General features: G+C 47.8%; 11 protein-coding genes. 6 read left to right on the forward strand and 5 right to left on the reverse strand.

All coding sequences use genetic code 11. The annotated features are described in order from the left end of the window. From argG to DF182_RS06755, 3 genes are all read right to left on the reverse strand, one after another. Positions 1-1,191, reverse strand: coding sequence for an argininosuccinate synthase (gene argG, locus DF182_RS06745; RefSeq protein ID WP_113614888.1), 1,191 nt, complete (start codon positions 1,189-1,191; stop codon positions 1-3). Between the two features lie 56 nt (positions 1,192-1,247). Then, on the reverse strand, positions 1,248-2,024 hold the full coding sequence (locus DF182_RS06750) for a GNAT family N-acetyltransferase (RefSeq protein ID WP_113614889.1): 777 nt from the start codon (positions 2,022-2,024) through the stop codon (positions 1,248-1,250). A gap of 417 nt (positions 2,025-2,441) precedes the next feature. Then, the gene (locus tag DF182_RS06755) at positions 2,442-4,499 is read right to left on the reverse strand and encodes an alpha-L-fucosidase (protein ID WP_113614890.1); all 2,058 of its coding nucleotides are present in this window, start codon (positions 4,497-4,499) and stop codon (positions 2,442-2,444) included. Between the two features lie 260 nt (positions 4,500-4,759). Here DF182_RS06755 and DF182_RS06760 point away from each other — a divergent pair, with 260 nt between their 5' ends. Then, positions 4,760-6,154 carry a Gfo/Idh/MocA family protein gene (locus tag DF182_RS06760; RefSeq protein ID WP_113614891.1) on the forward strand — a complete coding sequence of 465 codons (1,395 nt, stop codon included), beginning with the start codon at positions 4,760-4,762 and terminating at the stop codon, positions 6,152-6,154. A 156-nt stretch (positions 6,155-6,310) separates the two neighbouring features. Here the strand turns inward: DF182_RS06760 and galK are convergent, their stop codons facing one another. Beyond that, positions 6,311-7,486: a galactokinase gene (gene galK / locus DF182_RS06765; RefSeq protein WP_113614892.1), complete on the reverse strand. Its 1,176-nt coding sequence runs from the start codon at positions 7,484-7,486 to the stop codon at positions 6,311-6,313. Between the two features lie 166 nt (positions 7,487-7,652). Continuing rightward, positions 7,653-8,978, reverse strand: a complete 1,326-nt coding sequence (locus DF182_RS06770) for a sugar MFS transporter (protein ID WP_113614893.1) — start codon at positions 8,976-8,978, stop codon at positions 7,653-7,655. Positions 8,979-9,171: 193 nt separating this feature from the next. Between DF182_RS06770 and DF182_RS06780 the strand changes: the two genes are divergently transcribed. From DF182_RS06780 to DF182_RS06800, 5 genes are all read left to right on the forward strand, one after another. Continuing rightward, a complete protein-coding gene (locus tag DF182_RS06780) occupies positions 9,172-11,088 on the forward strand; it encodes an MFS transporter (RefSeq protein WP_211327069.1) in 1,917 nt (638 codons plus the stop codon). Beyond that, positions 11,060-12,025 carry an ROK family protein gene (locus tag DF182_RS06785; protein WP_113614894.1) on the forward strand — a complete coding sequence of 322 codons (966 nt, stop codon included), beginning with the start codon at positions 11,060-11,062 and terminating at the stop codon, positions 12,023-12,025. The genes DF182_RS06780 and DF182_RS06785 overlap by 29 nt, the downstream gene beginning before the upstream one ends. A 33-nt stretch (positions 12,026-12,058) precedes the next feature. Then, positions 12,059-13,111 carry a N(4)-(beta-N-acetylglucosaminyl)-L-asparaginase gene (locus DF182_RS06790; RefSeq protein WP_113614895.1) on the forward strand — a complete coding sequence of 351 codons (1,053 nt, stop codon included), beginning with the start codon at positions 12,059-12,061 and terminating at the stop codon, positions 13,109-13,111. A 96-nt stretch (positions 13,112-13,207) separates the two neighbouring features. Then, positions 13,208-13,972, forward strand: coding sequence for a copper homeostasis protein CutC (locus DF182_RS06795; protein WP_245957384.1), 765 nt, complete (start codon positions 13,208-13,210; stop codon positions 13,970-13,972). 78 nt (positions 13,973-14,050) lie between these two features. Then, positions 14,051-14,935: an alkaline phosphatase gene (locus DF182_RS06800; RefSeq protein ID WP_113614897.1), complete on the forward strand. Its 885-nt coding sequence runs from the start codon at positions 14,051-14,053 to the stop codon at positions 14,933-14,935. Positions 14,936-14,959: the final 24 nt, after the last annotated feature.

Genomic DNA, 14,959 nt, shown 5'->3' on the forward strand with positions numbered 1-14,959 from the left:
TTAGATAGATTGTTTAACCTGATGCCAGATCATAGTCTGGTTACCGAAGATTTTGCTGAAGCCTCTTACATCATCACCGCTCCAGCCGCTGTTCATCTCACCGTATTTACCAAACTTGCTGCTCATCAGATCGTACGGAGACTGGATACCGGTCACCTGGAAGCGGTAAGGCATCAGGGTTACAAATACTTCACCGGAAACGTTTTCCTGCGTATGTTGCAGGAAAGCTTCGATATCACGCATTACAGGGTCCATGATCTGACCTTCGTGCATCCAGTTGCCATAGAACTGTGCCAGCTGGTCTTTCCAGGTCAGCTGCCATTTGGTGAGCACATGTTTTTCGAGGGCGTGGTGTGCTTTGATGATCACCATCGGAGCCGCGGCTTCAAAACCTACACGGCCTTTGATACCGATGATGGTATCGCCAACGTGAATATCACGGCCGATAGCAAACGGACCGGCAATCGTTTGTAAATATTGAATCGCTTCTGTAGGATGCGCGAATTTCTGGTCGTTGATACCAATCAGTTCACCTTTTTCAAAAGTCAGTTTCACTTGTTCTTCTCCTTGTTTGGTCAACTGTGTAGGCCAGGCTTCTTCCGGCAGCATACCGTTGGAGGTCAGTGTTTCCTTACCACCTACGGAAGTACCCCAAAGGCCTTTGTTGATAGAGTACATAGCCTTTTCGAAGTTCACTTCTACACCTTTGGAACGCAGGTAGGCAATCTCTTCTTCACGGCTCAGTTTCATATCGCGGATAGGCGTGATGATCTCCACATTCGGGATCATGATATGAAACACCATGTCAAAACGAACCTGGTCGTTGCCAGCACCGGTGCTGCCGTGTGCTACGGCGTCTGCACCCACTTCTTTTACATATTCCGCGATGGCAAGCGCCTGGCTCATACGCTCAGCACTTACGCTCAGCGGATAGGTATTATTTTTCAGTACATTACCGAAGATCAGGTATTTAATAACGCCATCGTAGTAGGATCGGACCGCATTAACAGTCTTGTGACTCTTAACGCCCAGGTTATAAGCACGTTTCTCTATTTCCTGCAGTTCTTCATCCGAAAAACCACCAGTGTTTACAATCACCGAATGAACTTCATATCCTTTTTCGTTGGTCAGATATTTAACGCAATAGGAAGTATCAAGTCCTCCGCTGAATCCCAGTACTACTTTTTTCATTTTACGACATCATTTTTTTATTTCCAGAACAAATATTTCAGACAGTTATATAGTGGTTAGAACAGGAAGAATTTTTTCCTTGTTCCGGTAGCGCCACCTTCTTTTTTGCTGTTCAGCAAAACAAATCTTTTAAATCTTAACCAGCGATCGTACAGCTTTATGTTTCCTTTAAATCCACGACGTTTTTTCTCCTGAAGAATCTGACCTTCAGGCGTTACGGAGAGCTGGTTAACAGGTGCTTCCATTTTCGCTTTGGCATCAGCCATAGCACGCTCTTCCGCTTCTTTCAGTTTTTCAGCGGGATCGTAGAGCATAGCAGTACAGAGACAGTTCTTCCGTTGTTTGCTGGTGAGAATATCAAAATTGATACAGCTACGGCAACCTTTCCAGAACTCTTCATCATCTGTCAGCTCAGAATAGGTAACCGGTTCATATCCCAGTTCGGAGTTGATTTTCATAACGGCCAGTCCTGTAGTAAGACCGAAGATTTTAGACTCGGGGTACTTTTCGCGTGACAGTTCAAAAATTTTCTTTTTGATGGCTTTGGCTACGCCATGCCCACGGAAAGCAGGATTCACGATCAACCCGGAATTGGCTACAAATTTTCCATGTCCCCAGGCTTCTATATAACAAAAGCCCACCCAGTCACCGTTGTCGGTCACTGCAATTACAGCTTTGCCCTCCTGCATTTTAAGCTCTACATATGACGGGGAACGTTTGGCAATACCAGTTCCACGCGCTTTTGCAGACGCTTCCATCTCATCAGTGATGGTCTTTGAATAGTGAATATCGTCAGGTGTAGCTACCCTAACGATGATATGCTGATTTTCCAACTTTTAAAATTGAAATCGTGAACCAATAAACTACATTGAAGACTTCCATTACTGGAACATCACCAGGAATGGGAGTCCTGGCGCGATAGCGGTTGTTATATGACAAGCGCTATCAAATCCTGGGTCGTCGGGAAAGGAATCTAAAGACATTGAACCCAACAGAATATACCCCTTTCTGTAAAGCGGGATGATATGCGGAGATGTTGGTATGAGTTGCGTTTTTTTCCAACTTCAGTTCAGCGTTAAATTGTTATAAATATTGTCTTTAGTTTAGATTATCCGCAAAGTTATAACAATATCTTTTTAATCAATCGAATTTTTTTTGGAAGTTATAGTTTTTTTTCAAACCGTTAACAAAAAGGCGGCTGCGCCCAACTTGTCAGGGGCCAGCCGCCTTATACTTTAAAGAATTATCTATTATCTGGTGATCACACTCAGCTCTGCAATACTTGCCCGGCTCTCTTTTTCTGTAGCAGGAGTAAGTGCCACCAGGCGGACAAACCTGGCCGCTACCGGTGCAAAGCTCACCTTCTGTGGAACCGGGTTATTTTTGATATTGGCGAAACTGCCTGTGGCTGCAGGCTGTCCCCAGTTTTTTCCATCTGCACTGGTATAAAAAGCGTAACCATATATCACTCCACCGATGTGATCGTTGGTAGTAGGTGTGTAGGTAAACCCTTTCAGCGTCAGGGTTTCACCGAGGTCTACTTCCAGCTGATGCGGATATTGGGCAATCTTCTCAGACACCCATACAGTAGTTGTATTGCCGTCTATAGCTTTGGCTGCGTCTGCATTGCCAGCCGGAGCCGTCACCTGCCATTTGGCCGGCGCCACGTCAAAGTCAGCTGTCACTTCCGGACTGGCTGCGTTCGTTTTTCTCAGGAATGCTCTGGCTTTCACCACGCCGCCACCGGGCAGGCTGATCTGTGTTTTCGGAACATACAGCGGAGCATTCAGTGCTGGTGTGGTGCCATCTGTAGTATAATGTATTTCCGGATCAGCAGAGGCCGCGGTGATGGTCACCTGTCCGTCCTTACTGCGGTGGATCTCGGGTGTGGCCAGCATACCGGGCGCTTCGTACAACTGCACTTCACTGATCACCGGACAAGCTTTGGCATCTGTTATATTAATATATACCTCAGTAGTGGTATAGTCCGGCAGGCGCAGGATACGTTTGTGTCCTATAGTGGTTTCACGCGCGATCTCTTTTCGCTTACCGTTCTCGAGGATGTCTACGCTGAAAGCTTCGACACGCTGACCGAGAGCGATGTATTCCTGCAGCACCAAACGGTTAAAGGTAACTGGTTTCGGGAAAGACAGTTTGATGGTGGTTTTGGTGACGTTATTGGCGGTAGCCCAGTAAGTACTGTTGTTGCCATCTGTCAGATGAGCCACTTTAACCTCTGCGGTATTTTTACGTGTATCCGTTGCCGTTACTACCGCTTTTTTAGCCAGGTTATTTTTAAAGGAAGCGTCCAGCACTTTGCGGAGTTCCATCAGACGGGTGGAGTCGTTGGGATGGATTAATCCTTCACGGTCGATGGGCACGTTGAGGATCAGGTTGCCGTTGCGGCCTACGGAACCGTAGTAAATATCCAGCAGTGTGTTAACGGATTTCACTTTGTCATCTGTTTCAGGGCTGTAGAACCATCCCGGGCGGATAGATACGTCGCATTCTGCGGGCACCCATTTTTCGCCTTCTTCATTGCCTTCGTTGAGGGATTTGGTGGGAGGGCCACCAAGGCCTGGTGAGAAACCTTTTACGTTGAGCGTGCTCCAGTTGGTAGTGCCGGCGATGCCGTTTTCATTGCCTACCCAGCGGCAGCCAGGGCCCACGTCGCTGAAGATCACGGCGTTGGGCTGGTTTTTATATACCACTTTGTGGAACAGGTCCCAGTCATAAGGTTGTTTGACATTACCGCCATTGGCGCCGTCGAACCACTGTTCGAAAACGGGGCCGTAGCTGGAGAGCACCTCATTTAAGGTGTTGGCAAATACCTGGTTGTAATTGGCGGTGCCATACTCCGGATGGTTACGATCCCACGGAGAGAGATATACGCCAAACTTCAGCCCGTATTCCTTACAGGCAGCAGACAATTCTGCGAGCACATCACCCTTACCATTTTTCCAGGCACTTTCCCTAACGGTGTGGGTGCTGTATTTGCTGGGCCACAAACAAAAACCGTCGTGGTGTTTGGCTGTGATCACAATTCCTTTCATACCGGCCAATTTGGCGGTACGGGCCCATTGACGGGCATCGAGGCGGGTAGGATTAAATACTTTCGGATCTTCATCCCCATGTCCCCATTCCTTGTTGGTAAAGGTGTTGGGGCCAAAGTGGATGAACATGTAATATTCCATGTCATTCCAGGCTACCTGCGCTTTGGACGGCAACGCGCCATAGGGCTGTATTTTCTGTGCCATGGCCATACTGCAGGTCAGCAAACCGGCTAATACTAAATTGGTCTTTTTCATTTCACTGGATAAATTACGGATAACTGATCTTCTCAATGCCTTCACGCGATTTAATGTCAGCGAAGATAATCATCCTTCTCACCCGGAGCTGATCCGCTATTCTCCTTTCTTAATTGAATATTAACCTGCAACTGCTTGCACTTTCTGCCGTTTATCACAAAAATGTAAGAAAATGGGACAGGCTGTTGGTTTACACGACACAAAATTTATAAATTTAGTCCCTCCAACGTATTCTTTTATACGCTATTAAAAACTGAACAATGAATAAACAACCACTGCATCGCAGAAGTTTTCTCAAAAACACGGCGGCCGCAGGTATAGGACTCTCTATGCTCGGCTCCTCTGCAAAACTATTTGCCAACGAAAAGAAACCCAAAGTAAGAATTGGCCTTATCGGCGTAGGCGCCCGCGGTCTGGGTCACCTCAGCCTCTGCCTCCACAGGGAAGACGTAGAGGTGGTAGCTTTCGCTGATCCTGATACTGCGTTTACCGTGCCTAAGGCAAGAGATATGATCACCAAAGTATATGGCGGCAAAAAGAAAGTGGCTGAATACACCAATGGTCCGGATGATTTCCGTAACATGCTGAAAAGAGATGACATCGATGCGGTGATCATCGCTACTCCCTGGGAATGGCATACCATCATGGCCGTTGCTGCCATGAAAGCCGGCAAAACCCCTGCAGTAGAAGTATGCGGTGCCTCTGATATCCAGGAATGCTGGGAACTGGTTAACACCAGCGAAGCTACCGGCATACCTGTATTTGGTATGGAAAACGTATGTTACCGCAGAGATGTGATGGCAGTACTCAACATGGTACGCCAGGGCCTCTTCGGTGAAATCACCCACCTGCAGGGCGGATACCAGCACGATCTGCGTCCGGTTAAATTCAACGACGGCAAACAATATTACGGCGGTGGCGTGGAGTTCGGCGATAACGCACTCTCTGAAGCTAAATGGAGAACCAACCACTCCGTTTACCGCAATGCTGACCTCTACCCTTCCCATGGCCTCGGCCCTATCGGCAACGTGATCAACATGAACCGCGGCAACCGCCTCCTGACCATCTCTTCTGTGGCCACCAAAGCACGCGGTCTGCATAAATATATCGTTGACAACAGCAACGAAAATCATCCAAACGCCAAAGTAAAATTCAAACTGGGTGATATCGTTTCTTCCCTGATCACCACCAACAACGGCGAAACCATCATGCTGTCCCACGACACCAACTCACCACGCCCCTACTCCCTGAACTTCCGCGTTCAAGGTACCAACGGCCTGTGGATGGATGATCAGGACTCCGTATATATTGAAAAGAAAAGCCCGCATGATCAGTGGGAAAATACTGGCAAACCAGAAGATGCCAACAGCTACTTCGGTAAATACGACCACCCGCTGTGGAAACGTTATGCCAACGACGCCAAAGGCGCAGGCCACGGCGGTATGGACTGGTACGTACTCAACTCCTTCGTGGAAAGTATCAAACGTGGCGCTCCTTATCAGCTCGACGTTTACGATATGGCCACCTGGTATGCTATCACTCCGCTGAGTGAACAGTCTATCCTCGAAGGCGGCGGCGTTCAGTACATCCCCGACTTCACCCGCGGTCGCTGGATGAACAGAAAACCAATCTTCGGCCTGGACGACCAATACTAACGGTGATAAATACTGATACCGCTGATGCTCCTGATAAACGGAGATCATAGCGAAGATAAAAGAGAAGCCCGCATTGATATAAAATCAATGCGGGCTTCTCTTTTATCTCTTATAAATATTGATTAGCAAAAAATCAATCCACACTTATCTCCACTTTTATCTTCGCTCATCAGGAAAATCAGCGGTATCAGTATTTATCACAGTCCCGTTTTGAATGGTCGTCACATATATTTCCGGTGCTTTACCATACTGCTGCTGATAACGGTCTGTCACAAAAGAGCGGAACTCTTCCACTTTATCTTGCCTTACCAGGTTGATGGTACAGCCGCCGAAGCCACCTCCCATTACGCGGGCACCAGTCACTTCTTCCCGCTCTTTGGCCAGTGATACGAGGAAGTCCAGTTCAGGGCAGCTCACTTCATAGAGGCTGCTAAGTCCTTCATGGGTGGCGTACATCAGTTGACCGAAGGTTTTCAGATCTCCTGCTTTCAACAGTGTGGTTGCATCCTGTACGCGTTGGATCTCTTCTATCACATATTTACAGCGATCATATACTTTGGCAGGCAACTGCGTACGTACCGCTTCCAGCATGGGAAGGGTAGCATCACGTAAGGATTTCACCTCCGGATGCAGTACCTGTATGGCTTTCACACCTTCTTCACATTGATGGCGGCGCACATTATATTCTGAGCTGGCCAGAGAATGGTGCACCATAGAGTTACACAGCACAATACGATAATCAGGAAAATCGAATGGGAAATACTCATACTCCAGACTGCGGCAGTCCAGGCGTACCACCTGATCTTTTTTGCCATGCAGGTTGGCAAACTGATCCATGATACCACATTTCACGCCGGGAAAAGAATGTTCAGCACGCTGGCCCAACAGCGCCATTTCCATGCGGCTCATGCCGTACCGGAAGATATGGTCCAGTGCTGCTACCAGCCCACCTTCTACCGCTGCGGAAGAAGACAAGCCTGCACCTACCGGGATATCACCAGCGATCACACAGTCGAAGCCTTCAACGGGGTAATTGCCCTGCTGCAGCTGATATACCACACCCATCAGGTAGTTGATCCATCCGGGAGTAGGTACTACATGCTCCAGATCAAAGGAAACGGTTTCATTGGTGAAAACCGCATGTACATTACATTTCCTGGTATTGTTTAACGCTACGGCATAAACGATTTTTTTATCGATAGCGGCGGGCAGTACAAAACCGTCGTTGTAGTCAGTATGTTCACCAATGAGGTTAATTCTTCCGGGGGATACTACTATCAGTGGCTCTTTTCCAAATAACGTGATGAATTTCTCCCTTGTTTGCTGTATCATTCAAAAGATATTAAACGTAAATTTTACGCCTAAAATAATATAAAAACATTTACGATTCAGGGATTTTTGATACTGATATTTAAAAAAAAATGCAGCGAAGACCTTAACGGTCATCATCGCTGCATTTTTAAATATCTAAACTGTAAATCCTTATATCAAAAAATCCTTATGCTTTTTTGCCGATCTTATCTCCTGCCAGTGAATAAAACAGGATGTAGAGATAACAAGGCACCATGCAATACAGGAAAGCATGTTTGAAGTCGATGCTGCTGCTGTATAGGAAATTGAATATGCTGTGCTGGTCGAACATACCACTATATATCTGTGGAATAACGCCACCACCGGCGATTCCCATTACGAGCAGGGCGGAACCGATTTTGGTGAAACGGCCCAGGCCATCGATAGCCATCGGGAAGATGGCAGGCCACATCAGCGCGTTAGCCAATCCGAGCAGGGCGATGAAAGTCACTGCAGAATAACCGGTATTGAAGTAGGCAGCGATGGTAAACAGCACGCCCAGTACAGCAGAGATCTGCAAACCTTTTTTACCGGTGATATATTTAGGAATGGTAGCGATACCGATCACATAACCTGCCAGCATGGCCATCAGGGTGAAGGTGGTGAAATATCTGGTATCCTTTAAACTCATACCCAGTGCTTTACCATACTGACCGATCACGTCACCGGCCATTACCTCTACTCCTACATATACGAAGATGCAGATTACACCCAGCACCAGTTGCGGGAACTGGAATACGTTGGTTTTTCCGTTGGTAGCAGCTGCAGTTGTTTCATCTTCTGTGTTAGTATCTATTTCCGGCAGGGCAGAGCGTTTCAGCAGGAATGCCAGAATAACGAGCACGATAGCCATCGCTACATAAGGCCCGATTACGCGGGAAGCCAGACTGTCGAGCAGTGCATTTTTCTGTGCTGTATCTACGGTGGCAGCTATGTCAGCTTCCAGTTTTTCTGCACCTTTCAGTACAATAGAACCGAGAACCAGCGGTGCCAGAGCACCGGCTGTTTTGTTACAGATACCCAGAATACTGATACGTTTGGCAGCGCTTTCCTTAGGTCCGATGATGCTGGCATACGGGTTGGAAGCCGTTTGCAGCAAGGCTAATCCGGCACCCTGAATAAACAGGCCTGTCAGGAACATACCAAAACTGCGTGCATTAGCAGCGGGAATAAATACCAGGGAACCCACTGCGATAATCACAAGCCCCAGGACCATCCCATTTTTGAACCCCGTTTTATTGAGGATCATAGAAGATGGAATCGATAAAAAGAAGTAAGCCATAAAAAAGGCCATGGTTACCAGCAGCGCCTGCGACACGTTCAACTCACACACTATCTGGAAAAACTGGATCAACGTTCCATTGAGCCAGGTAACAAACCCGAACACGAAAAACAAAATGCCAATAATGGCCATTGCCTGGGCGTAACCTGCCTTTTTGGAAGGTATATTCATTGTTGCTGTTTGGTTGGACATAGCTGTCAGTTGATTTTAGATAAACGCGAACATAATGAACTTCGGTTATATTTTATGCTACAATTCATAAATATATTAGCTAAAACGTTTTATCATCGAAAAAAAATGCAACGGTTTATTTGGTTTTTTAGAAATTCCTTAAAAAAATATTATACATTTATCCGGCAAAATTTCACTGTAACTTAACGCGTTTATGGCTCAGCAAACAAAGCAAGGCGCACAAAGTACACATCCGTCGTTCTTTGTGCTTATACTGGTGTTCTTTTTCTGGGGTTTCCTGGCTGCATCCAACAGTATATTTATCCCTTTCTGTAAATCTCACTTTAACCTTACCCAACTTGAGTCTCAACTGGTTGACTTCTCCTTTTACAGCGCCTATTTCATCGGCTCCCTCATCCTGTATCTGGCATCTGCGGCAAGAAAAGTAGATATCCTTAATAAAATAGGATATAAGAAGGGTATTATTTACGGTTTATTAATTTCCGTACTTGGATCTGCTATCATGATCCCCTGTGTCAACAAAGAAAAAATTGTTCCCATCAAGGAAACCATCAGCGACATCAGCAGTTTCCAGGTAGAACAACAATTACAGACTTCTGATCGGCAGGTGAAAATCCGTCGTGAAAAAGAAAAAGACACTTACTCCCTCCTGATCTCCGGCAATGAAGCCGCAGACAAGTACATCAACAACCCGCACCTGCTGGCAGAGATTCCACAGGGCTTCACCAAAGATGAAGAACATCATCAGTATGCGGGTACCTTCAACAAATCCAGTATCGAAAAAATCGTTACCGCGCTGCAAACAGACCATCAGCAAACCGTTACCTTCGGTTACTTCGCACTTATCCTGATGGCGCTTTTCATCGTGGCACTCGGTTTCTCCCTTCAACAAACAGCGGCCAATCCGTTTGCCATCCTGCTGGGTGATCCTGCCAAAGGTTCACACCGTCTCAACCTCGCCGGCGGTATCAACTCCTTCGGTACTACCATCGGCCCTGTTATCGTGAGCATGCTGCTCTTCGGTAATAGCAAGGGCGGTGATGTCAGCTCCGATATCAGCAAAATCAATACCTTATATATAATGCTGATCGTATTGTTCCTCGTCGCTGCTGCCATCTTCGCGTTTGTGAAAATGCCGGAAAGCCAGGACAACGAAGTATTTGAAACATCCCCAAAAGCTACCCAATCCATCATAGGCATCACCGTCATGTTTATCATGATCCTGCTCGGACTGGTGCTGAAATATGAACTGCCTTTCTTCATTGCAGGTATCATAGGAATCATCGGTATACTCCTCTATGCTAAAAGTGCTTCTGCCGCCAACAGCGAAGGATGGGGCGCCATGAAATATCCCCAGCTGATACTGGGCATGCTCGCCATCTTTATTTATGTAGGCGGGGAAGTGACCATCGCCAGCAATCTCGGTGCATTACTGAAACATCCTGGTTTCCTCACCCCCAAAGGGCTGGCGGAATCAGAGCTGGACCCTTATGTATCGCTGTTCTGGGGTAGTATGATGATCGGCCGCTGGACTGGCGCCATCAGCGTATTCAACGTCTCCAAAACCACCCGTAAGATTCTGAGCGTAATCGTTCCTTTCATCGCTTACGGCGTTATTCTTGGCGCCAACATTGCCAAAGGCAACGATGTAACTGTCTTATATCCATACACTATCTGCATCGCGATTCAAATCATCGGCTTCTTCGCCGGCCAGGACAAACCTGCCAAAACCCTCATGGTATTTGGTCTGCTGGGCGTAGGCATGGTGCTGGTTGGCCTCTTCACCAGCGGCGCACTCGCCACATTCGCCTTCATCAGCGGTGGTCTGTTCTGCTCTGTAATGTGGCCCAGCATCTTCGCATTATCCATCGGTGGCCTGGGTAAATATACCGGCCAGGGTTCTGCATTCCTGATCATGATGATCCTCGGCGGTTCCCTCGTTCCTCCTGTACAGGGCGGCCTCGCCGACATTCCGAGCATAGGTATCCACGCCTCCTATATCATTCCGGGGCTGTGCTTTGCTTATCTCGCATTTTTTGCATTTAGAGTTAAAAACATATTAAAATCTCAAGGAATCGATTATGAGTCAGCAACTAGTGGTGGGCATTGATATCGGAGGGACTAATACCAAATTCGGCATTGTAGATCGCAGAGGAAATATTTTGTGTGATGGTCGTATGTTAACGAATAAGCATGAAGATGTAAACTGTTTCCTCGAAGAACTGCACCAACAGCTGTCTATATTGATAGCAGAAGTTGGCGGCATCGAAAATATTAAAGGCATTGGCGTAGGTGCTCCCAATGGCAACTATTACAACGGTAATATCGAATATGCGCCCAATCTGCGCTGGAAAGGGGTAGTACCCTTGGCTAGCCTGCTGGAGAAAAAATTCGGACTGCCGGCAGTTCTCACCAACGACGCCAATGCGGCCGCTCTCGGAGAACTGATCTACGGCGCCGCCAGAGGTATGAAAGATTTTATTGTGATCACCCTGGGCACCGGCGTAGGCAGCGGTATCGTAGCCAACGGACAGCTGATATACGGTCATGATGGTTTTGCCGGCGAACTGGGACACATCATTGTGATCCCCGGCGGCCGTTTCCATCCCGGAACCGGCGCACATGGCTCCCTCGAAGCCTATGCTTCCGCTACCGGTGTTACCAACACCGCCCTGGAATTCCTGGCTACCCGTCCGGATATGCCCAGCATGATGCGGGAACATACCAAAGAGGAAATCAATTCCAAACTGATCTACGAAGCTGCCATGAAAGGCGATCCGCTAGCCATGGAAGTATACGAGTTCACCGGCGAAATACTGGGCGCTGCCCTGGCCAATTTCGTTATGTTCTCCAGCCCGGAAGCCATCATCCTCTTCGGTGGCCTCACCAAAGCAGGAGACCTGATCATGAAACCGGTAAGAGAGCATATGGAAAAAAATCTGCTCCCTATCTTCCAGAATAAAGTTAAATTGGTGTTCTCAGAACTTAAAGAAAGCGATGCCGCTATTCTGGGTGCCAGTGCACTGGCCTGGGAAATGAAAGACTAGCCTGCCGGCTACCTGACAGCTAATTAAAGTAATATGAAAAATAGAAGAAATTTTCTGAAAACAGCGGCCCTCAGTGCCGCTGTTTTCTCTTTAGACAGTGTAACAGCTACGGCTGCACGCTCACAAGCCAAAGGCCCCGTAAAAGGTAAGCCTATCGTACTCTCCACCTGGGACTTCGGTCGTGCCGCCAATGAAGCCGCCTGGGAGATACTGAAAAAAGGAGGCCGCGCCCTCGATGCAGTTGAAGCCGGCGTACGCGTGCCTGAAGCCGACCCCAATAACCACACCGTAGGTTATTCCGGCTATCCCGACCGCGACGGCCGTGTGACCCTCGACGCCTGTATCATGGACGAACACGGCAACTGCGGCTCCGTAGCAGCCCTCGAACATGTTACACATGCCATCTCCGTTGCCAGACTGGTAATGGAAAAAACACCACATGTCATGCTGGTAGGCGACGGTGCCCTGCAGTTCGCACTGGCCAACGGTTTCCAAAAAGAAAACCTGCTGACACCAGAAGCAGAGAAAGCCTGGAAAGAATGGCTCAAAACATCCGAATACAAACCTGTTATCAACATAGAAAACAAATCATATACACCCACCAACGGCGCTACAGCGTTTAATCCGCTCATGCTGCCGGGCAACGTATATAACCACGATACTATCGGCATGGTGGCTATGGATGCGGAAGGTAATCTCTCCGGCGCCTGCACCACCAGTGGCATGGCCTTCAAACTTCATGGCCGCGTAGGCGACTCCCCCATTATCGGCGCAGGCCTTTATGTGGACAACGAAGTAGGCGCCGCCACCAGCACCGGCGTAGGGGAAGAAGTGATCAAAATAGTAGGCAGCCATCTGGTAGTGGAACTGATGCGTCAGGGCTATCCACCGGAAAAAGCCTGCAAGGAAGCAGTAGAACGTATCGTAAAAAGAAGCCCCTCCAAAGCAAAGGAAATACAAGTAGGCTTCCTCGCCCTCAACAAAAAAGGACAATACGGCGCTTACTGCCTCCAGAAAGGATTTAGCTATGCCGTACTCAATAAAGATGTGAATAACACACTGATAGACGGTAAACATTATTTTTAATTTGCCATTGGGTTATTTGATTATTTTGATATTTGAAGAACATATGAACTCTCTTAAATAATCAAATAACCCAATAACCCAAATAACCAAATGCTTATGTCTTTTGTCCTCGAAATATGCGCCAATTCCGTAGCCTCCTGCATAGCTGCCGAAGAAGGCGGCGCCAATCGTATAGAACTGTGTGATAACCTGCTGGAAGGCGGCACCACCCCCAGCTATGCTACTATTGCCATAGCCAGGGAAAAAGTAAAAATTGATCTCTACCCTATCATACGCCCCAGAGGCGGCGACTTCCTCTATTCCGACCTGGAATTTGAAGTCATGAAAAAAGATATCGAACTGTGCAAACAGCTGGGCTGCAACGGTGTAGTAATCGGTATGCTCACCCCCGACGGCCGCGTAGACAAACATCGCTGCAAAGAGCTGGTAGACCTGGCCTGGCCGATGGGCGTAACCTTTCACCGTGCCTTCGATATGACCGACAACCCGTTTGAAGCACTGGAAGACATTATCGAAATCGGCTGTGAGCGTATCCTCACCTCCGGCTCACGCAATACAGCCGTAGAAGGCGCCTCCCTGCTGAAAGACCTCGTGGAAAGAGCCAATGACCGTATCATCATCATGGCTGGTTCCGGCGTCAGAGCTAATAATATCGCTCAGCTGATCAAAACTACCGGCGTAATGGAATACCATACCTCTGCCAAAGCCTACGAGGACAGCAAAATGGTGTACCGCAACCCTAACGTGAGTATGGGCGGTATTCCCGGCGTACCGGAATATGGTATCTCTCTCACTCAACGCAAAGAAGTATTACAAATTCGTGAACTCGCAGAAAAAGCCTTGCATGAGATGAAACAGTAGGCTATATTAGCACCTGTACAAATATTCGCTGCACGGTCTCATCATGGCCGTGCATGCCTTTTAAAAGTGAACAACGAAATGAAAAAACTGATCATTGCAACCGGACTGTTGCTGGGCGGACTTTTCGCGCACGCACAGGTCAAAGGTGTGAAACATGTTATCCTGATCGGCATGGACGGCTTTGGTGCTTATTGTTTTCCCAAGGTCGACAATCCAAATATGAAACAGCTGATGAAGGATGGCGCCTGGACGCTTCAGGCCCGCAGTGTACTGCCTTCTTCCAGTGCAGTCAACTGGGCTTCGATGGTGATGGGCGCAGGCCCTGAAATCCACGGCTATACCGAATGGGACAGCCGCAAACCAGAGCTGCCTTCCCGAACCCTCGACCAGTACGGCATGTTCCCCTCTATCTACACCCTGTTGCGTGAACAGAAACCCAAAGCCGAAATAGGCGTCATCTACAGCTGGGAAGGGATCGGTTATCTGTTCCCTAAAGCCGCAGTCAACAAGGACCTCGGCACCAAAGACAATGACAGCCTCGCCACTGAAGCATCGGTAGCTTATATCAAAGAAAAAAAACCAGACTTCCTCTTCATACATTTTGATCAGCCTGATGGTGTAGGACATAATATTGGTCATAATATCCAACCCTACTTCGATCAGGTGAAAAAAAATGACGAGCTGCTGGGCAAAATATTACAGGCTGTTAAAGATGCCGGTATGTGGGACAATACCATCATCCTGCTCACAGCAGATCATGGTGGTATTAAAAAAGGTCATGGCGGCAAAACCATGGAAGAGATGCAGATTCCATGGATCATCCGCGGCCCGGGCGTAAAGGCAAACAAAGAACTTAGCACCAGTGTTGTAACCTACGATACTGCCGCCACTATCGCCTGGATCTTCGGTCTCAAAACACCGCAGGTATGGACCGGAAGACCCGTGAAAGAAGCATTTAAGTAATTCCTTATTTTCGGATTTCGGTTT

It is taken from the genome of Chitinophaga flava (assembly GCF_003308995.1).
GTDB lineage: Bacteria > Bacteroidota > Bacteroidia > Chitinophagales > Chitinophagaceae > Chitinophaga > Chitinophaga flava.